Below are 20,158 nucleotides of genomic sequence, written 5' to 3' on the forward strand. Positions count from 1 at the left end.
GCCGCGTGGGCCCAACTCGTCCAATGTCACGCTTCAGGCGAGAAGAACGTGACTTTCAACGTGTCAAGAGCGCCTGTGGCGTGGCAGGGCCATGAGTCGAGCGCGCAGACAGGCCACAGTCAACCATCTCCCCGGATTACGCCACGACTCCCGCGTGAAACTCTCGTGGGGCGCGGCGGGCGCGCGTCCTTCTCGTCTACAATACAAGCCGTATGCGCAAAGGCTGCGGCCGGGCGTGTCAGCGACGCCCGGCCGTCTTATATGAAAAGTCAGGCTCTGCGAAAGGAACCACCCAGGAATGCCAAAGAAGGACATAGCGCTCAAGATCATCCCCCTCGGGGGCCTTGACGGCATCGGCAAGAACATGACGGCCTTCGAGTACGGGGACGACATGATCCTCGTGGACGCCGGCCTGATGTTCCCCGACGAGGGCCAGCCCGGCATCGACCTCATCCTGCCCGACTACACCTACGTGCTGGAGAACGAGGAGAAGCTGCGCGGCATCATCATCACCCACGGTCACGAGGACCACACCGGGGCCCTGCCGTACCTGCTGCAGGACCTCACGCGCAAGGTGCCCATCTACTCGAGTAAGCTCACCCTCGGGATCATCCAGGGGAAGTTTGACGAGCACAACATAAAGAACCCCAAGACCCGCGAGGTCCATGACGGCTCCCAGGTCACCCTCGGCGCCTTCAACGTCACGTTCTTCTCGATGACGCACTCCATCCCGGCGGCCTTCGGCATCTTCATCCAGACGCCGGCGGGCACCGTCATGCACACCGGCGACTTCAAGTTCGACCAGACGCCGATCGACGGGCGCCGCCCGAACTTCCATGCCATCAACAAGTTCGGCTCCCAGGGGGTCGACCTGCTGCTGTCCGACTCCACCAACGCCACCCGGCCGGGCTTCACCCCCTCCGAGGCGGCCGTGGGGCGCGACCTGCGCCACGTCATCAAGAACGCGCCGGGGCGCGTCTTCGTGGCGGCGTTCTCCAGCCACATCCACCGCCTCCAGCAGATCTGCGACGCCTCGGTTGCGGTGGGCCGCAAGGTCGTGGTGACGGGCCGCTCGATGGTCACCAACACCAAGGTGGCCCGCGACCTCGGCTACCTCAAGATCGACGACGAGAACATCATCGACGCCTACGACGTCGACCGCATCCCCGACGACAAGATCGTGGTGCTGTGCACCGGCAGCCAGGGGGAGCCGCTCTCGGCGCTGGCGCGCATGGCGACCGGCGAGCACAAGTCGCTCTCCATCCACGAGTCCGACACGGTGATCATCTCCGCCACGCCGATTCCGGGCAACGAGAAGAGCGTGCAGTCGATCATCAACTCGCTCTCCAAGATTGGCTGCGAGATCTACGACAAGTCCAAGGGCACCGTGCACGTCTCGGGCCACGCGAGCCAGGAGGAGCTCAAGCTCATGCTCGCCATGGCCAAGCCGCGCAACTTCATGCCCGTCCACGGCGAGGCGCAGCACCTGCGCGCCCACGCCGACCTCGCGCGCCAGATGGGCGTTCCGGAGAACCGCATCTTCGTGCTGGACAACGGCGACTCGCTCGAGATGGTGCGCCACAAGGTGCGGCGCGGCCGTGCCGTGGAGTCCGGCGTGGTCTACGTGGACGGCGGCACGGTCACCGAGGCCAACCCGACGGTCCTGCGCGACCGCCAGAAGCTCGGCGCCGACGGCGTGGTCACCTGCACCGTGGTGGTCTCCAAGCGCAACCGCCGCGTGGAGGCCGTGGAGGTCTCCGGGCGCGGCGTCTCGTCCTCGACCGACGAGCTGCTGCTCTCCGACGCCGCCGACGCGGTGCGCGCGCAGGTGGGCAAGCTCGCCTCCGGGGACGGCGCGAGCATCGACGCGCTCAGGCGCGGCGTCCGCAACGCCCTCTCCAACCTGCTCTGGAACAAGACGCACACGCGGCCGATGATCATTCCGGTGGTGATGGAGGTCTAGATGCCGGCCAAACGCACCTCAAACGCAGCAAAACGGCCCAAGTCCAAGGCCCGCGGCGCATCGCCGCGCGGGCGCCAGGCGGCCGCGGCGAGCCTCGTCGGCACCGCGCAGGGGGACATCCTCGGCGTGGTGGTGGCGGTGGTGGCCGTGGCGCTTCTCGCCGCGCTCCTGTTCCCCACCCAGGCGGTGCTGACGAGCGCGGTCCACGACTTCCTGGCGCTCTCCTTCGGCGCCGCGGCACCGCTCGTGCCGGTGGCGCTCTTCGCCTTTGCCATGACCTTCTTCCTCGGCGGCGACGAGCCGGTCTCCGGGCGCGTGGCGCTGGGGCTCTCCCTCATCGTGCTGGCCGTGCTCGCCATGGTCTCGCTCAACCTCCCGGGTGCCGAGGCCGACCCCGCGTCGGTCTTCGCCGTGGCGGCCGCCGAGCGCGCGGGCGGCTACGTGGGCGGGGCCGTCGCGTACGCCCTGCTCGAGCTCGTGGGCCCGGTCGTGGGCAACGTGGTGCTCGTCGGCGTCATCGTCGCGGGCGTCGTCGTCTGCGGGTTCTCCGTCTCCGGCGTGGTGGCGAGCGCCCGCGCGCGCATCACCGCGGCGGCCCAGGCCCACGAGGAGCGCTCGCGCGAGCGCCGTGACCAGCGCATCATTGACGCCGTGGCAGACGACGGGCCGGAGCCTCCCGCCCAGGGCTCGCTCTTCGACGAGGACGGCGCCGCCCAGACGAGCTTCATCGGCAACCGCAAGACGTCGGTTCTGCGGCGCGGCTCGCGCAGCCGTGGCGCAGCGGTGGGGGAGACCAGGGCCACCCTGCTTGACGCCACGGACGCCGAGGCCAAGACCACCCTGCTCGACCGCACCGCGCACGGCGAGAAGAACGACGCCGGCGCGGGCTCCGTCCCGTCCTTCCTGTCCGGCGCCGACAAGGGCGGCGCGGCTCGCGCGGGCAGGGCCGGCCGCGCGCCCAAGGGGGAGAGCCGTGCCGCGTCTGCCGCCCCGAAGACGATCCACCGCCCCGGCGATGACGACGAGAGCTACGAGCTGCCGCCCCTCTCGATCCTGCGCGTGAACCCCGACGCCTCCGGCTCCTACGCCAACGAGGACGAGCTCACCTCGACGGCCGCGAAGCTCCAGGCGACGCTCGAGGAGTTCGGCCTCACGTCGCGGGTGGAGGGCTGGATCGCCGGGCCCTCGGTCACCACGTTCAAGATCTCGATGGGCGAGGGCGAGCGCGTGAGCAAGATCGTCAACCTGGAGGACGACATCGCGCTCTCGCTCGCGGCCAAGTCCGTGCGCATCTTCGCGCCCATCCCGGGCACCTCGCTCGTGGGCATCGAGATCCCCAACGAGAAGCCCCAGCCGGTCTTTCTCTCGGACGTCCTGCCCTACGCCACGGGCGGCCCGCTCGACTGCGCCTTCGGGCGCGACTCCGAGGGCCGGCCCATCGTGGTTGACCTCGCGGGCCTGCCGCACCTGCTCGTGGCCGGCACCACCGGCTCGGGCAAGTCGGTGCTGCTCAACGCGATCATCATGTCCATGCTCATGCGCGCCACCCCCGAGCAGGTGCGCCTGATCATGGTGGACCCCAAGCGCGTCGAGTTCACCGGCTATGCCGGCCTGCCGCACCTCTACGTCCCGGTGGTCACCGAGCCGCGCCAGGCGGCCTCGGCCCTGCAGTGGGGCGTGACCGAGATGGAGCGCCGCCTCAAGGTCTTCGAGCACTACAAGGTGCGCGACATCAAGACCTACAACGGCAACGTGGACGGTGGCAAGTACGCCGACATGGAGAACCCGCCGAAGCACATGCCCTACTTCGTCATCGTGATCGACGAGCTCGCCGACCTCATGATGGTTGCCGGAAAGGACGTCGAGTCCTCCATCGTGCGCATCGCCCAGCTCGGCCGCGCCGCCGGCATCCACCTCATCGTGGCCACCCAGCGCCCCTCGGCCGACGTCGTCACCGGCCTCATCCGCGCCAACATTGACAACCGCGTGGCGCTCTCGGTGGACAACTCCATCAACTCGCGCATCATCCTCGACCAGAAGGGCGCCGAGCAGCTCCTGGGCAAGGGAGACATGCTCGTCAAGCTGCGCGGCAAGAAGCCGCGGCGCGCCCAGGGCTGCTGGGTCTCCGACGAGGAGATCGAGCAGACGGTGAAGTTCATCTGCGGGCAGGTGGCCGCCGACTACCACGAGGACATCCTCACCGCCGTGGTGCCCACCGCCCCCGGCTCGGGGGACCCCGCGGCCGCCCGGGACGACGACCCCCTCGTCTGGGAGGCGGCACGGATCGTGGTGGACTCCCAGCTGGGCTCCACCTCGGGCCTGCAGCGCGCCCTCTCGGTGGGCTACGCGCGCGCCGGGCGCATCATGGACATGCTCGAGGCGAAGGGCGTCGTGGGTCCGGCCAACGGCTCGAAGCCGCGCGAGGTCCTTCTCGACAAGGAGGGCCTCGAGGACCTGCAGGCGGCAGAGGCCGCCTATCGGGAGGTGGAGTGACATGGCTCGTCCGCGGTTCAGCGAGGCGCTCGTGGCGCGTCGTCACGAGCTCGGGCTCTCTGTCTCGCAGGCCTCGCGCATCCTCAAGCTGCGCGAGGACGTGCTCATAGCCTTCGAGGAGGGCGACTACGACCACATGCCCCAGAGCGGCTACGCCCAGGGCATGCTCTCGAGCTACGCACGCTACCTCGGCCTCAACGCGCGAGAGATCGTGGACCTCTTCCAGGAGGAAATCTACCAGTACCGCCACGGCACCTCGTCCCACGAGCTCAGGCGCCGCACGCGCCAGACGCAGTCCGGCCGGGGCGTCTCCGGCTACGACCTCGTGAACGAGGCCGGCTCGCGCCCGAAGGCCTACGTGGAGTACCGGCCGCTGCTGCCCACCTCGGGCGGCCCCGCCGGCGACATGGGCGACTTCGCCACCACGGCGCCCGCCCGTCCGCGCACGTCGGTCCCGCTCGCCGGCGTGGGGTCCGCGGCCCCGGGCACCCGGGGCGCCTACGGGTCCTACGCCTCGTCCGCCCCCTACGGCCACGTGGCCCGCGAGCGCGTCGACGGGCACCCCTACAACACCGGGGCCCCGTCCGACCACGCCCCCGCGAGCACCGCCCGCCGCCGTGCCGCAAACCGCCGCAGGCGCCCCAACGACCAGGCGAGCCGCCTGCTCAACGAGGGCCAGCAGCACTCCTACCCCGAGGAGCGCGACGGCGGGCGCAGCCGGGCGAGGACCGGCCGCCTCTACCGGCGCGACGACGTGAGCACCCGTCGCGTCGGCTCCGGCGAGTACACCGACGACCTGCGCTACGACGACCACGCAAGCCCCTATGCGCCCGCCTCGACCCTCTCTGGGCGACGCTCCTCGCGCAACATCGCGCGCGTGGAGCGTCCCAACGTGCAGCGCCGGGCGGCCCGCTCCCGCTCCGGGGCCCCCGTCGGCCGCGGGCGCCAGCGCTCCGGGGTTGCCGGCGTCCTCGACGCGTTCCTCTCGGACCCGCGCCGCGCCCTTCTCGCCCTCATCCTGCTGCTGGCCGCGGTGCTCACGGCCATCCTCGTCTTCTCGGTGAGCTCGTGCGTGAACCGAGGGGGCCAGGAGGCCCAGCCCGGCCACGTCGTCCAGGTGAACACCACCGGGACCTCCGACGACGCGGGAGGGGAGGCGGACCCCGACGCCCAGGGGGCGGGCTCGGACGCCGAGACGGGCGACGAGCCCGGCACGGGCGCCGCGGACGCGGAGGCCGGCTCCGACGCCGACGCCGACGCGGACGCGCAGGGCGTCGCCGAGCCCGAGGAGACTGTCGTCGAGGTCTCCGTGGCGAGCGGCGAGGTCTCCTGGGTTGAGGTCACCTGCGACGGCGTCTCGGAGGTCGCCGACAGCCTGACCGGGCCGTGGAGCGCCTCCTACACGGTGCACGACTCCATCACGGTGCAGGTGACGAACCCCGCCGCCGTCACGGTGACGGAGAACGGCGAGCGGCGCGACTTCTCCTCGCACGCCGGCGGGCGCGCGGCGCTCACCATCGAGGGGACGCCGCTTCCCGAGGACGCGACGGACCCCGAGTCCGGTGCGGAGGCTGCCGCGGGAGGCGCGGGGGCCGGCGCGTAGACCCCGCCCACAAGGTTCGGCGCCATGGGCGCCACGGAAAGGAGATGGCATGGCCAAGGAATCGAGCTTCGACGTCGTGTCCGTGGTGGACATGCAGGAGGTCGACAACGCCTACCAGCAGGCTGCGCGCGAGCTCACGCAGCGCTACGACCTCAAGGGCACGGGCGCCACGCTCGAGCTCTCCAAGAAGGAGGGGTCCTTCAAGATAGAGGCCCCCTCCGAGTTCGTCGCCGGCCAGGTGCGCGACGTGCTCGCGACCAAGCTGACGCGCCGCGGCATCGACCTCACGGCCGTGCGGTGGGCCGACCCGCAGGGCGCCTCGGGCATGACGGTGCGCCAGGTGGGCACCATCGTCCAGGGCATCGACGCCGACACCGCCAAGAGGATCGCCAAGGACGTCCGCGACCTCAAGGTAAAGGCCAAGGCCGCCATCGAGGGGGACAAGCTCCGCGTGAGCTCCGCCTCCAGGGACGTCCTCCAGTCCGTGATCGCGTCGCTCAAGGAGCGTGACTATGGCCAGCCCCTGCAGTTCGTCAACTACCGCTAGCGCCCGCGCGCCGCGCGTCCTGTTCGTGACGCTCGGCTGCGCCAAGAACGAGGTCGACACCGACCGCATGCGCGCCCTGCTGCTCGCCGACGGGTTCTTGGAGGCCGACGGCGCCGAGGACGCCGACGTGGCGGTCATCAACACGTGCTCGTTTCTTGCCAGCGCCACCGAAGAGTCCGTCGAGGCCACCCTCGAGCTCGCCGAGCAGGTCGCGGGAGGCGTCCGCGCGTGCCCGATCGTGATGTGCGGCTGCGTGCCCTCGCGCTACGGCGACGCCCTCGCCAGCGAGCTGCCCGAGGTCGCCGCCTTCGTGCGCGCCGAGGACGAGGACGGCATCACGGGCGTGGTGCGCGAGGTGCTCGGCATGCCGGCCTCCGCCGGCCAGGCGGGGACGGCGGGCACGCTGCGCACCGTCGACGGGGCGAGCGCCTTCGTGAAGATCTCCGAGGGCTGCGACCGCTTCTGCACCTTCTGCGCGATCCCCTACATCCGCGGGCGCTACCACTCCCGCACGGCCGAGGACGTGGTGGCCGAGGTCTCCGCTCTCATGGAGGGCGGCGTCCGCGAGGTCGTGCTCATCGGCCAGGACACCGGCGTGTGGGGGTGCGACCTTGGCGAGGGCCAGACGCTCGCCTCGCTCCTGCGGAGGGTCGCCGAGGCGGTGCGCCCCTACCACGGCTGGGTGCGCGTGCTCTATCTGCAGCCCGAGGGCATGACCGACGAGCTCGTCGCCACGATCCGCGACGTGCCCGAGGTCCTGCCCTACATCGACATCCCCATCCAGCACTGCTCCGCGCGCGTGCTCAAGGCGATGGGCCGCTCCGGGTCGCCCGAGGAGCTCCGCGAGCTCTTCGCGCGCCTGCGCTCCGAGATCCCCGGCATGGTGCTGCGCACCACCGGCATGGCGGGGTTCCCCGGCGAGACGGACGAGGAGGCCGACGAGCTCTACGACTTCATCGCCGAGGAGGAGTTCGACTACTGCTCCGTCTTCGCCTACTCCCAGGAGGAGGGCACCGCGGCCGCCCGCATGGCCGATCAGGTTCCCGAGGACGTGAAGCTCGAGCGCACGCAGCACCTCGTGGACCTCACCGAGCAGCTCGGCTTTGCCGCCACGGCCTCCCACGTCGGAGAGCGCGTGCATGTGATCGTCGACGGCGTCGAGGAGGGCGACGACGGCCCCGAGCTCATCGGCCACGCCTGGTTCCAGGCGCCCGACAGCGACGGCGCGGTCCACATCGCCTCCGGCGAGGCCGCCGTGGGCGACATCGTGTGCGTGGACCTCGTCGACTCGTTCTGCTACGAGCTCGTCGGCGAGCTCGTGAGGGAGGAGGCGTAGCCGTGGGCGCCCCCAACGCACCCGCCCCCCGGGGCATCTGGACGCCCGCCAACGTGGTGACCTGCGTCCGCATCGCCTTCATCCCGGTCTTCATGCTCGTCGCGCAGGCGGCGGGCGGCGCTGACTCGGCGCCGCTCGCCCTCGCCGCCTTCGTGCTCTACGTCGCCCTCTCGCTCACCGACAAGGTCGACGGCTACCTCGCGCGCTCGCGCGACGAGATCACGGACTTCGGCAAGTTCCTCGACCCCATCGCCGACAAGCTCCTGGTCTTCTCGGCGCTGCTGCTGCTCCTTGAGCGCGGCGCGGTCTCGGTGTGGGTCGTCTTCGTCATCCTGCTGCGCGAGTTCCTCGTGAGCGCGCTGCGCATGGTGGCCGCCGGGAAGGGCGACGTCATCGCCGCCGACAGCCTCGGCAAGGCCAAGACCGCGGTCACGATGGTGGCGCTCTGCGGCTACTATCTCTCCTACGCCCTCTCCGCCCTCGCAGTGGACGACCTCGGCCTCGTCGGTCTCGTCTCCTGGGCGCTCATGGTCGCCGCGGTGGTGCTCACCGTGGTCTCGGGCGCGCAGTACTTCTGGGACGCCCGGCACGTCGTGTTCCGGGCCTAGGGAAGGTGGTCGCTATGTCTGACGCCCCCACGGCCGGCGCCGCCGGCCGCCCCGGCGAGAAGGGCCGGGACAAGGTCATCCTCGCCCATGACGAGGGCCTCTTCGACGCCTGTGCGGCGCTCGTCGCCGACGCCGTGCGGGCGGGGGTGACGCTTGGCACGGCGGAGTCGTGCACGGGCGGCCTCGTCGCCGGCTGCCTCACCGCGGTCCCGGGCTCCTCCGCCGTGGTCCGCGGCGGGGTGGTGAGCTACGCCGTCCCCGTCAAGCAGGCGCTTCTCGGCGTCACCGACGAGGTGGTCCAGACGCCGGGGTTGGGCGTGGTCTCGGGCGAGTGCGCCGAGCAGATGGCCCGCGGCGCGCGGCGCGCGCTCGGCTGCGACGTCGCGGTCTCGCTCACCGGTATCGCCGGCCCGGGCGGGGAGGAGCCGGGCAAGCCCGTGGGTACCGTCTGGCTGGGACTCTCCACCCCGGCGGGGACCCGTGCCGAGAGGGGCCTGTTCCCCGGGGACCGGGCTGAGGTCCGCCATGCCGCCGTGCGCCGCGCGGTCGAGCTTCTCCGTGAAGGTGTTGTGGAGGCGGGCAACCTTGCACGCTCGGCTGCGGGGGAGGTCACGGACGGCGCGAACGCCTGAGGAGGACGAAGGGCGCCCCTGGGGGCTCCGCGTCATGTAGGCGGCGGGCCGCGCAAGCCTCCCGTCGGAACCCCGCAAGCCCCCGTCCCTATGCTCTTGCCGTCCGCCTTGACGTAGAACGGGTGTTCGTCTACCATGTCTGCGACGAACCTGAGCAAGGGAGAGAGCATGGCCAAGAGCAAGGGCATCACCAAGGAGATTCACCCCCGGACCACCGGCGAGGAGCGGGACAGGGTTCTCGAGGAGACCACCAAGGAGATTGAGAAGAAGTTCGGCAAGGGCGCCATCATGAGGTTCGGTGACGACGGCCCCAGCATGGAGGTCGAGGCAATCCCCACCGGCTCCATCGCCCTTGACGCGGCGCTCGGCATCGGGGGCGTCCCGCGCGGCCGCATCGTGGAGATCTACGGCCCGGAGTCCTCGGGCAAGACCACCCTCTCCCTCGAGATTCTCGCCGAGGCCCAGGCCATGGGCGGCGTGGTGGCCTTCATCGACGCGGAGCACGCACTTGACCCGGGCTATGCGGCCCGCATCGGCGTGGACATCGACGAGGTGCTCATCTCCCAGCCGGACACCGGCGAGCAGGCCCTTGAGATCTGTGACATGCTCGTGCGCTCCGGCGCCATAGACGTCGTGGTCGTGGACTCGGTCGCCGCCCTCACCCCGCGCGCGGAGATCGAGGGGGAGATTGGTGACTCCACGGTGGGCCTGCAGGCGCGCCTCATGAGCCAGGCCCTCCGCAAGCTTGCGGGCTCGCTCTCCAAGTCAAACACCACCTGCATCTTCATCAACCAGCTTCGCGAGAAGATCGGCGTCATGTTCGGCAACCCGGAGACCACGCCGGGCGGCCGCGCGCTCAAGTTCTTCGCCTCGGTGCGCATGGACATCCGCCGCATAGACACCATCAAGGTCAACGGGGAGGCGGTGGGCAGCCGCGTTCGCGTCAAGGTGGTCAAGAACAAGGTTGCGCCGCCGTTCAAGCAGGCCGAGTTTGACATCATGTACGGGCAGGGCATCTCCAAGGAGGGCTCGATCCTGGACATGGCGGTTGACTATGACGTGGTGAACAAGTCCGGCTCCTGGTTCACCTATGAGTCCGAGCGCCTCGGCCAGGGTCGCGAGGCGGCCAAGGAGTTCCTCGCCTCCAACCCCGACCTGCGTGACGAGATCGACCACAAGGTTCGCGTGGCCTGTGGGCTCGAGCTGGGCGACGAGCGCGTGGGTGAGGTCGTCGAGGGCGCTGACGTGGACCCCGAGGGCCCTGAGCTGTGAGCGACCCAACGCTCAGCTGGGACGTCGAGCTTCCCGCCCGCACCGCCCGCTCGCTTGCCGGCCGCCCGCCACGCGCCACGCTGAGCGTGGCCACCTCGGAGCGGGGAGACGAGCAGTGGTCGCTCCCCGTAGCGGTGGGACGCCGCCTCGTCCGCGTCCGCGACGGGGAGGGAACGTCTCCCTCCTCCCGTGCGGAGCTGCTCCACCTTGTGGGCGAGCTCTCGCGCTCCTGCGGGCGCGAGCGCGTTGAGGCGCTCGTCGGGCGCCGTGACTACTCCACCCACGAGCTTGCCGTGCGCCTCGCGCGCGATGGCTACCGGAGGGCTCTCGTCGACGAGCTCGTGGAGCGCGCCCGCTCGTGCGGCCTGGTCGACGACGCGCGCTACGCATCGGTGTTCATACGCTCGAAGGTGGCCGCCGGCTGGGGGAGGTCCAAGATAGCCCGCGAGCTCTCGCGTCGCGGCATAGAGGTCGGCGAGGTCGAGGGCTGGCCTGAGGAGTACTTCGACGCCGACGAGGAGCACGCCCGTGCGCTCTCGCTCGCGTCGCGCCGCCGCCTTACCGGCAAGAACGACTTCGAGCGCATCGTGCGCTTCCTCTGCGGGAGGGGCTTTGCCTACGCCCTTGCCTCCGAGGTTGCCCGCGAGGTCACGGACGGACGAAACTAGACCGTCTACCACGGGCGCGTTGACACGGCGCTTACCTTAACGCTACGATTGTTTAGCTATTGGAGCGCACTTCTCGCTGGCCTGCCAGCTGATGTCCATATCTGTTTGTCATGTCACGTTAGCTGTCGATCACGCACCACCCTCGGCATAGGCGCCACGACTGCATCTCCGATGGCGGGTTCCATGGCGCATGGCGCCATGGTCTCCAGAACCACAGCAGGAACGCATCATCACATCTGAGGAGCAGCCATGGAATTGATAATCGTTGGGGCGGTCTGCCTGATCGTTGGAGCGGCCGTCGTGTACTTCGTCCTCGCGGGGCAGAGCGATTCCCGCCTCAAGGAGGCCGAGTCCCACCTCGAGTCCGCCAGGAGCGAGGCCGAGCGTATCTCGGCCGAGGCCGCCCGCCAGGCCGAGAGCACCAAGAAGGAGGCCATCCTCGAGGCCAAGGAGGAGATCCTCCAGCTCAAACAGAACTCCGAGGCCGAGGAGAAGAAGCGCAAGCAGGAGCTCCAGAACATGGAGAACCGCATCATGCAGCGCGAGGAGTCCCTCGACCACCGCAACGACGCGCTCGACCGCCGCGAGCACCAGCTCTCGAGCCTCCAGGGCCAGCTCGACCGCCGCAAGAACGACCTCGACGAGATGACCGCCCGCCAGACCACCGAGCTCGAGCGCATCGCCGGCCTCTCGCGCGACGAGGCCCACGACGAGCTGCTCGCCCGCGTGCGCGCAGACTCCGTGCGCGAGGAGGCCCAGATCCTGCGCGAGTCCGAGCAGTCGGTGCGCGCCCAGGCGGACAAGACGGCTCGCGAGATCATCTCCACGGCCATCCAGCGCTGCGCCGCCGACCAGGCCGGCGAGATCACGGTGACCTCCGTCCACATCCCCTCCGACGACCTCAAGGGCCGCATCATCGGCCGCGAGGGCCGCAACATCCGCACCTTCGAGCAGGTCTCCGGCGTCTCCCTCGTCATCGATGACACCCCTGAGACGGTGGTCCTCTCGAGCTTCGACCCCGTTCGTCGCGAGACGGCGCGCGTGGCGCTCGAGAACCTCATCGCCGACGGCCGCATCCACCCGGCTCGCATCGAGGAGCTCTACAAGAAGGCCGAGGCGCTCGTTGCCGAGCGCGTCCGCGAGGCCGGCGAGCAGGCCGCCTTCGACGCCGGCATCCACGACCTGCACCCCGAGCTCGTCAAGACGCTGGGCGCCCTGCGCTACCGCACCTCCTTCGGCCAGAACGTCCTCTCCCACTCCGTCCAGGTCTCTGCCCTCTGCGGCATCATGGCCTCCGAGCTCGGGCTTGACGAGGCTCCCGCCAAGCGCGCGGGCCTCCTCCACGACCTTGGCAAGGCCATCGACCACGAGGTCGAGGGCCCGCATGCCGTGATCGGCGCCGACCTCGCCCGCCGCTACGGCGAGCGCCCGGAGATCGTCCACGCCATCGAGGCCCACCACGCCGACGTTGACCCGGACACCGTGCTCGACGTGCTCGTCCAGGCAGCCGACGCCATCTCCGCCGCACGTCCCGGCGCCCGTCGCGAGTCCGCCGAGAACTACATCAAGCGCCTCGAGAAGCTCGAGGAGATCTCGAACGCTCACGAGGGCGTCGAGCGCACCTACGCCATGCAGGCCGGCCGCGAGCTCCACGTGATGGTCGAGCCCGAGAAGATCTCCGACGCCCAGGCCACCGTGCTCGCGCACGACATCGCCAAGCAGATCGAGGACGAGATGGAGTATCCCGGCCAGGTGCGCGTCGTGGTGATCCGCGAGTCGCGCGCCGTCGACGTGGCCAAGTAGCGGAGGGGCCATGCCCGCCGGCAACGACCTCGTCAGCTTCGTCTCCACCATGGGTGGCGAGCGCGCCCTGCGCGTCGAGGAGAACCTCGGCGAGGGCTACGTACGCCTCCGCGTCGCGGAGGCGGAGCGCCGCCAGGCCAAGCACGACATCCGCTGCGTGGAGGACGCGGTCATCGAGATGCTGCGCAACGCCCGCGACGCCGGCGCACGCCACATCTACGTGGCGACGGCCCGCGAGGGCGACCTGCGCACCACCACGATGCTCGACGACGGCTCGGGCGTCCCGGCGGACATGCAGGAGCGCATCTTCGAGGCCCGTGTGACCTCCAAGCTCGACAGCGTGCACATGGACCGCTGGGGCATCCACGGCCGTGGCATGGCGCTCTTCTCGGTGAGGGAGAACGCGGTGAGCGCCGAGGTCGTCTCCTCGGCCCCGGGCAAGGGGACCTCGATCCGCGTGGTGACCGACGCCCGCGCGCTGCCCGAGCGTGCCGACCAGTCAAGCTGGCCGACCGTGGAGGCGGGGGAGGACGGTGCGCTCGCCTGCGTGCGCGGGCCGCACAACATCGTTCGGACGTGCTGTGAGTTCGCGCTCGAGGAACGCGCGTCCTGCGAGGTCTACCTCGGCTCGCCCGCCGAGATCGCCGCCACGGCCCGGGCACGCGCCGCCCAGTCCGTGGACGGCTCCGAGCTCCTCTTCATCGACTCGCTCGAGGACCTCCCGGTCCTGGAGCGCCTACGCGCCGCGGCGGACGCCTCGGAGCTGCGCGAGCAGGCCGCGGCGCTCGGTCTGGAGATGTCCGAGCGCACCGCGCACCGCATCGTCTCCGGCCAGATCAGGCCGCTGCGCAGCGTGGTCGCCCGCCTCACGCACCGGGCCTCCCCGCACGCCGGCGCCCCTCGCGAGGTCGACCTCGCGCGCGACCGGCGCGGGCTCAGGGTCTCCTCCGAGGACCTCGACGAGTTCTCTCGCGCCATGGAGCGCGACTTCTCCCTGCTCGCCGACCGTTACTACCTCTCCCTCTCCGCAGACCCCAAGGTTCGGGTGGGGCGCGGCAAGATCACCGTCACCTTCGACCTCGAGGAGCGAGACTAGCGCCCTGACGTGGTCGCGCTTCTCAAAACCGCAGTTTGCCAGTAGAATGCATCCGGAACTCACGAACCATATTCGCAACAGCTCACGTTACGTGCAGCAGGAGACATGACATGGACTATCTGAAGGTGTCGAGCAAGTCGTCGCCGGCGTCGGTCGCTGGCGCCATAGCGGGTCTCGTCAAGGACGGGGTGCCCGTCAACATCCAGTGCGTCGGTGCGGGCGCGGTCAACCAGGCCGTCAAGGCCATCGCCATCGCCCGCGGCTTTCTGATCCCCACCGGAGTCGACATCTCCTGTGCGCCAACGTTCTCCGACATCGAGATCTCCGGCGAGAGCCGAACGGCGATCCGCATCGCCGTCTACGTCCACCGCATCCCCGCCCCGACCACCACGTCCGGCGTCGATGCCGATTCCCCGAGGCAGGCATGACGATGTCCCATCCCCCCGTCCTTGTTGGAAAGACCTACTGCGTGCGCACCTTCGGGTGCCAGATGAACCTGCACGACTCCGAGCGCGTGGCCGGCCTCCTCGACGAGTGCGGCTGCATCTGCGTGGCCGAGCCTGAGGACGCCGACATCGTCGTCTTCATGACCTGCTGCGTTCGGGAGAACGCCGACCAGCGCCTCTACGGCCAGGCCTCGGCCATGGTCTCGGCCCCGACGCCCCCCTCCGGCCGGCGCGTGGTGGCCATCGGGGGCTGCATCGCCCAGCGCGACGGCGAGAAGATCCGCGAGCACATCGCCTGCGCGGACGTGGTGTTCGGTACGAGCGCGCTCGCAAGTCTGCCCGAGCTTCTCGCCGAGGCGTACGAGGACGACGGGCACGCCGTGGAGGTCGACACCGTCGAGGAGGGGCGCCCCTTCTCCACCGACCTCCCGAGCCGCCGGGAGAGCCCCTTCCACGCCTGGGTCCCGATCATGACCGGCTGCAACAACTTCTGCACCTACTGCATCGTGCCCTACGTTCGCGGGCGCGAGAAGAGCCGCACCATGGAGAGCGTCGTCTCCGAGGTGGAGCGCCTCGTCGCCGACGGCGTGCACGAGGTCACCCTGCTCGGGCAGAACGTCAACTCCTACGGCCGTAACATCTACGGCGAGCCGCGCTTCGCCGAGCTGCTGCGCGCCGTCTCGGCCACGGGCGTGGAGCGCATCCGCTTTACCTCGTCCAACCCCAAGGACCTCTCTGACGAGACCATCGCGGCAATGGCGGAGCTGCCCAACGTGATGCCGCACCTGCACCTTGCGGTCCAGAGCGGCTCCACGCGCGTCCTGAGGGCGATGAACCGCAGCTACACGCGGGAGGAGTACCTCGACCTCGTGAGGCGCCTGCGCGCCGCCCTGCCGGACATCGCGCTCTCCACCGACATCATCGTCGGCTTTCCCGGCGAGACCGAGGAGGACTTCCAGGACACGCTCTCGCTCGTCCGCGAGGCTGCCTTCTCGTCCGCCTACACCTTCATCTACTCGCGTCGGCCGGGGACGCCCGCGGCCAAGATGCCCGACGACACCCCGCACGAGGTGATCCAGGACCGCTTCGACCGTCTCGCCGCCCTCGTGGCCGAGCAGGCCCACGACGCCAACCAGGCCGACCTCGGCAAGCTCGTGAGCGTGCTCGTCGAGGGGACGTCCAAGCGCGACGACTCCGTCATGGTGGGCCACAGCGAGAAGAACCAGACGGTGCACTTCCCCCTGCCCGAGGGGCGCACCGCCGACGAGCTCGTCGGCACGGTCTGCGACGTGCGCGTCGAGGAGGCGCGCACGTGGTACCTGCGGGGGAGCCTGGAGGGCGAGCCCCGATGAGCGCGCCGGGCCCCGTCGTCTGCGTGGTCGGGCCCACGGCCTCGGGCAAGAGCGCCCTGGCCGAGCTCGTGGCCGAGCGCCTTGGCAGCGCGGTCGTCTCGGTCGACGCCATGCAGGTCTACCGGGGCATGGACGTCGGCACGGCCAAGACGCCCGCCGCCGAGCGGCGCGTGCCGCTGCTCATGGTCGACGTGGCGGACCCCACCGAGGACTACTCGGTCCAGCGCTTTCAGGAGGCGGCGCGCTCCTGTGTGGACGCCCTGCTCGCCGAGGGCCGCACGCCGGTGCTCTGCGGCGGGACGGGGCTCTACCTCAACGCGGTCGTCGACGAGATGGCGTTTCCGGCGGGGGAGCGCGGGGGCGGAAGCCGCGCGTCCTACGAGGAGCTGGCGCACGAGCGCGGCGCCGCGGCCCTGCACGCCCTTCTCGCCGAGCGCGACCCCAGAAGCGCCGAGCTCATCCACCCCAACAACGTCCGGCGCGTGGTGCGCGCCCTCGAGATGCTCGACGAGGGGGTCTCCTACGCCACGCAGCACGAGGGCCTGCACGAGCGCGCCGCGCACTACGACGCGCGGGTCTGGGGCCTCACGATGGCACGCGAGCGGCTCTACGAGCGCATCGACGAGCGGGTGGACGCGATGGTGGCCTCCGGGCTCTTCGACGAGGTCCGCGCCCTGGCGGGGCGGGGCCTCACCGCGGACTCCACCGCCGGCCAGGCCATCGGGTACAAGGAGGTGCTCGGCGCGCTTGCCGGGGAGACCTCCGCGGAGGAGGCCGTCGAGCTCGTGAAGCGCCGGACGAGGCGCTACGCCAAGCGTCAGCTCTCGTGGTTTCGCCACGACGGCCGGGTCCGCTGGATAGACCTTGACGAGGCGAGCCTTGCGCAGGCCGCCGACCTCGTCTGCGCCGAGCTCGGGGAGGGGGCGGGCGATGGGTCGCTTTAGGCCGCAGTCCACCGCGCCGGTCCCGGAGCGGGCGATCCTCGTGGGCGTCGACCTCGGGCGCTCCGAGTGGGGCGTGGAGGAGTCTCTCGCCGAGCTCGCGCGGCTTGCCGAGACGGACGGCGCCGAGGTGGTCCTCACGATGACGCAGCGCCTTGACGCGCCCGTGCCCAAGACCTTCATCGGCAAGGGGAAGGTGGAGGAGCTCTGCTCCTACGTGCGCAACCTCGACGCCGACGTGGTGATCTTCGACGACGAGCTCACGCCCTCCCAGCAGGCGAACCTCGAGAAGATCGTCGGCGAGCCGGTCAAGATCATCGACCGCACGGCGCTCATCCTGGACATCTTCGGCGTCCACGCCAAGACGCACGAGGGCCGGCTCCAGGTGCAGCTGGCCCAGCTCCAGTACGTGCTGCCACGACTGCGCGGCATGTGGAGCCACCTCGTGGGCGAGCAGACGCGCGGCGGCATCGGAAGCCGCTTCGGCCAGGGCGAGAGCCAGCTCGAGGTTGACCGAAGGCTCGTGCGCTCGCGCATCTCGACGCTGCGACGCGAGCTCGAGCGGCTCGAGCGCAGGCGAGGCGTGCAGAGCAAGGCGCGCTGGGACTCCGGCGTCTGGCGCGTGGCGCTCGTCGGCTACACCAACGCCGGCAAGTCGACCCTCTTGAACCGCCTGACCGGGGCGGACGTCTACGTGCGCGACGAGCTCTTCGCCACACTCGACCCCACCACGCGCGCCCTCGAGCTCGAGGAGGGGCGCAAGATCACCCTCACCGACACGGTCGGCTTCATCCAGAAGCTGCCGACGATGCTCGTGGAGTCCTTCAAGTCGACGCTCGCCGAGGTGCGCGCCGCCGACCTCATCCTGCTGGTGGTGGACGCCTCCGACCCGCATCGCGAGCTGGAGATCGAGGCGGTCCGCTCGGTGCTCGCCGACATCGACGCCGCCGAGATCCGCTGCGTGACCGTGCTCAACAAGGCGGACCTGCTCGACGAGGAGGAGCTGCGCGCGGCGACGCTGGCCCACCCGGACGCGCAGGTCATCTCAGCGCGAGAGGGCACGGGCATCCGTGGCCTGCTCTATCGCGTGGCCCGCGAGGCGGCGAGCGGCAGCGTCACCGTGACGGTGCTCGTGCCCTACGAGAAGGGCCTGCTCATGAAGATGGTGCACGAACGCTGCCAGGTGATGCGGGAGCGCTACGTCCAGGAGGGTCTGCTCGCAACCGTGAAGGCCGACGAGCGCATGGCCCGCACGCTCGCCCCCTACGCGGTGGGTGGGCAGGAATCAGGCGAGGAGCATGGTGAGGGCCAGCAGGACGGGCTGGTGGACCACGTAGACCACGAGGGCGTGGCGCCCGACGAATGAGAGGGGCGCCACGTGCGCCTCACGTGCCCAGGCGGGGTAGCCCCTCTGCCCCCACCGCGCCCCGAGCGCGGCGCCGGCAAGGTACATGAAGAGGTAGGGGAGGAGCGGGTAGTAGTCCCCCGAGGAAAAGCCTCCCCCGGGAAGCCCGAGCCAGGCGAGCCACGGCGTCTCGTAGAGGGCGGGGGGCAGCTCCACGGAGAGCGGGCCGAGCCCCACGGTGCCGCGCGAGATGCCCTGAAGGGCGAGAAACGCCACAAAGAGGACGAGGGCGGCCACGCGCCCGCGCGGAAGCGCGCCGACGCGCGAGAGGGCCCAGGACACGAGCGTGCAGGCGGCCATGCAGTAGATGATGCCGAACGAGATGGGCGTGTCGACGGCGGCAACGGTCGTGACGACCCAGATGGCGAGCGCGACGGCGGCGTAGGAGAGCCCGCGCCTCAGGTTGCTGCGCGAGAGCGGGCACATGCAGCCGGCCACGAAGAGGAACGTCCACGAGATGCTCGCCCGCCAGACGTCCTGCAGGGGTGGGGCGAACCACGCCAGCGGAACGCCGGCGAGGAAGCGCAGGTCGTAGCAGAGGTGAAAGAGCACCATCGAGACGACCGAGAAGCCGCGCACGACGTCGAAGACGCCGATGCGCCCATGCGTCCGCGCCGCCTCGCCCCCAGACTTTCCCATGACGCTACGAGACGGAGCGGATGAGCGCCGTGACCCGGCCGAGGATGGTGGGGTTGTCCGCGTAGATGGGCTCCATGGTGTCGTTTTCCGGCTGCAGGCGGATGCGGCCCTGCTCGCGGTAGAAGGTCTTGACGGTGGCCGAGTCATCGATCAGCGCCACGACAATCTCCCCGTCATGGGCGTCGTGCTGCTCCTTCACGACGATGTAGTCCCCGTCGAAGATGCCGGCGTTGATCATGGACTCCCCGCGCACCCGGAGGATGAAGGAGCTCGAGTCCCCCACGATGGAGGTGGGCAGGGTGAGCGTGTCCTCGATGTTCTGCTCGGCCAGGATGGGGGTTCCGGCGGCCACGCGTCCGACGAGCGGCAGCGTGATCGAGTTGCGGTTGACGTCCTGCGAGACGCTTGCGAGCCCGGGGTCCGTGGCGGGGGCGCCCTGGCCTCCCATAACCTCGATGGTGCGGGGCTTCTTTGAGTCTCGCTTGATGAGGCCCTGCTCCTCCAGCACCTTGAGGTGCATGTGGACGGTGGAGGGGGAGGCGAGCCCGACCGCGGCGCCAATCTCGCGCACCGAGGGCGGATAGCCGTGCTCGGCGGAGTAGGCACGGATGAAGTCGTAGATTGCGAGCTGCCGCTTACCGAGCTTTCCTTTTGCCATGGTGCCTCCTTCTCTCTGTGAGCCCATGATACGACAGTTTCTGCGTTTCTGCAAACATCTGTTCGTTTTCTCTTGACACGAACAAGCGTACTATCATAATAAGGTACAGACGTTCTGTTTCGAACGAGAATTTCTGTCCGGTCGCCTCGATATAACCGTCCCAGCACAGTCAAGCGAAAGGGGACAGCGATGAACAACCTCACCACGCCAGCCGGCCTCCCGGCCTTTGACGGCACCGCCGCGCTCAGCGCCCGCTCCCGCAGGCCCCGGCTCGTCCTCATCGAGGGCGGGCGCACGGCCGAGGGCGCGTCCGACGTCGCCCGGCGGCCTCAGGAGCTCTCGCTGCGCCAGTCCGCCCTGTTCGTCGCCTGCGGCGTCGCGCTCGTCTGCGCCCTCGCCCTGGCCTCCGTCGTCTCAGACGCCCTGCGCGCGCAGGGTGGAGCCGCATCCCTGAGCGCGCTTCCCACCGAGACTGTCGTCGTTCAGGAGGGTGACTCCCTCTGGGGCATCGCCGAGGGACGCATCCCGCAGGGCGTCAGCACGGCCGAGCTCGTCTCCTGGATCCAGGAGCGCAACGGTCTCACGGGCGGTCTCGTCACGCCCGGCCAGCGCCTGCAGGTCCCCGTGGCCTCGCTCGGCTAGGCTCGCCCTCTTTTCCGCCCTGTTTCACGGTGCGCGGCCCTTTCCAGTTGGTTT

Annotated in this window: 18 protein-coding genes; 16 read left to right on the top strand and 2 right to left on the bottom strand. The window is 70.1% G+C overall.

All coding sequences use genetic code 11. From position 1 onward, the window contains the following. The first annotated feature begins 298 nt into the window (after positions 1-298). The 15 genes from H9X80_RS06875 (at position 299) to hflX (ending at position 18,126) form a co-directional block, all read left to right on the top strand. A complete protein-coding gene (locus tag H9X80_RS06875) occupies positions 299-1,963 on the top strand; it encodes a ribonuclease J (protein WP_204793607.1) in 1,665 nt (554 codons plus the stop codon). Further along, entirely contained in the window at positions 1,964-4,456 is a 2,493-nt protein-coding gene (locus H9X80_RS06880; RefSeq protein WP_204793608.1) for an FtsK/SpoIIIE family DNA translocase, read from the top strand. It begins immediately after the preceding gene. 1 nt (position 4,457) lies between these two features. Beyond that, positions 4,458-6,059, top strand: a complete 1,602-nt coding sequence (locus H9X80_RS06885; RefSeq protein WP_204793609.1) for a helix-turn-helix domain-containing protein — start codon at positions 4,458-4,460, stop codon at positions 6,057-6,059. A gap of 49 nt (positions 6,060-6,108) precedes the next feature. Next, positions 6,109-6,606, top strand: coding sequence for a YajQ family cyclic di-GMP-binding protein (locus H9X80_RS06890; RefSeq protein WP_204793610.1), 498 nt, complete (start codon positions 6,109-6,111; stop codon positions 6,604-6,606). Further along, positions 6,572-7,942 (top strand): 30S ribosomal protein S12 methylthiotransferase RimO, encoded by a 1,371-nt coding sequence (gene rimO / locus H9X80_RS06895; RefSeq protein ID WP_204793611.1) that lies wholly within the window; start codon positions 6,572-6,574, stop codon positions 7,940-7,942. The genes H9X80_RS06890 and rimO overlap by 35 nt, the downstream gene beginning before the upstream one ends. A gap of 2 nt (positions 7,943-7,944) precedes the next feature. After that, a complete protein-coding gene (gene pgsA, locus H9X80_RS06900) occupies positions 7,945-8,550 on the top strand; it encodes a CDP-diacylglycerol--glycerol-3-phosphate 3-phosphatidyltransferase (RefSeq protein WP_342590887.1) in 606 nt (201 codons plus the stop codon). A 14-nt stretch (positions 8,551-8,564) separates the two neighbouring features. Next, on the top strand, positions 8,565-9,182 hold the full coding sequence (locus H9X80_RS06905; protein WP_204793612.1) for a CinA family protein: 618 nt from the start codon (positions 8,565-8,567) through the stop codon (positions 9,180-9,182). Positions 9,183-9,350: 168 nt separating this feature from the next. Then, positions 9,351-10,454, top strand: coding sequence for a recombinase RecA (recA, locus tag H9X80_RS06910; protein ID WP_204793613.1), 1,104 nt, complete (start codon positions 9,351-9,353; stop codon positions 10,452-10,454). Continuing rightward, positions 10,451-11,122, top strand: a complete 672-nt coding sequence (locus tag H9X80_RS06915; RefSeq protein ID WP_204793614.1) for a RecX family transcriptional regulator — start codon at positions 10,451-10,453, stop codon at positions 11,120-11,122. The genes recA and H9X80_RS06915 overlap by 4 nt, the downstream gene beginning before the upstream one ends. 249 nt (positions 11,123-11,371) lie before the next feature. Further along, positions 11,372-12,925 carry a ribonuclease Y gene (gene rny / locus H9X80_RS06920; RefSeq protein ID WP_204793615.1) on the top strand — a complete coding sequence of 518 codons (1,554 nt, stop codon included), beginning with the start codon at positions 11,372-11,374 and terminating at the stop codon, positions 12,923-12,925. Between the two features lie 10 nt (positions 12,926-12,935). After that, complete coding sequence (locus tag H9X80_RS06925; protein ID WP_204793616.1) at positions 12,936-14,021, top strand: ATP-binding protein; 1,086 nt, start codon at positions 12,936-12,938, stop codon at positions 14,019-14,021. Positions 14,022-14,131: 110 nt separating this feature from the next. Next, a complete protein-coding gene (locus tag H9X80_RS06930; RefSeq protein ID WP_204793617.1) occupies positions 14,132-14,449 on the top strand; it encodes a stage V sporulation protein S in 318 nt (105 codons plus the stop codon). Between the two features lie 2 nt (positions 14,450-14,451). After that, positions 14,452-15,819 carry a tRNA (N6-isopentenyl adenosine(37)-C2)-methylthiotransferase MiaB gene (gene miaB / locus H9X80_RS06935; RefSeq protein ID WP_204793618.1) on the top strand — a complete coding sequence of 456 codons (1,368 nt, stop codon included), beginning with the start codon at positions 14,452-14,454 and terminating at the stop codon, positions 15,817-15,819. Continuing rightward, positions 15,816-16,763 (top strand): tRNA (adenosine(37)-N6)-dimethylallyltransferase MiaA, encoded by a 948-nt coding sequence (gene miaA, locus H9X80_RS06940; protein ID WP_204793619.1) that lies wholly within the window; start codon positions 15,816-15,818, stop codon positions 16,761-16,763. The genes miaB and miaA overlap by 4 nt, the downstream gene beginning before the upstream one ends. Beyond that, positions 16,750-18,126, top strand: coding sequence for a GTPase HflX (gene hflX / locus H9X80_RS06945; RefSeq protein WP_204793620.1), 1,377 nt, complete (start codon positions 16,750-16,752; stop codon positions 18,124-18,126). Before miaA ends, hflX begins: the two co-directional genes overlap by 14 nt. On the opposite strand, the gene H9X80_RS06950 is transcribed toward hflX, so the two are convergent. After that, a complete protein-coding gene (locus H9X80_RS06950) occupies positions 18,046-18,804 on the bottom strand; it encodes a heparan-alpha-glucosaminide N-acetyltransferase (protein WP_239471759.1) in 759 nt (252 codons plus the stop codon). The genes hflX and H9X80_RS06950 overlap by 81 nt on opposite strands. 4 nt (positions 18,805-18,808) lie before the next feature. Next, positions 18,809-19,462: a transcriptional repressor LexA gene (lexA, locus tag H9X80_RS06955; protein ID WP_204793621.1), complete on the bottom strand. Its 654-nt coding sequence runs from the start codon at positions 19,460-19,462 to the stop codon at positions 18,809-18,811. Between the two features lie 189 nt (positions 19,463-19,651). On the opposite strand from lexA, the gene H9X80_RS06960 reads away from it, so the two are divergent. Then, positions 19,652-20,104, top strand: coding sequence for a LysM peptidoglycan-binding domain-containing protein (locus tag H9X80_RS06960; protein WP_204793622.1), 453 nt, complete (start codon positions 19,652-19,654; stop codon positions 20,102-20,104). Positions 20,105-20,158 lie beyond the last annotated feature (54 nt).

The organism is Olsenella profusa, assembly GCF_016900315.1.
Taxonomy (GTDB): Bacteria; Actinomycetota; Coriobacteriia; order Coriobacteriales; family Atopobiaceae; genus Thermophilibacter; species Thermophilibacter profusus_A.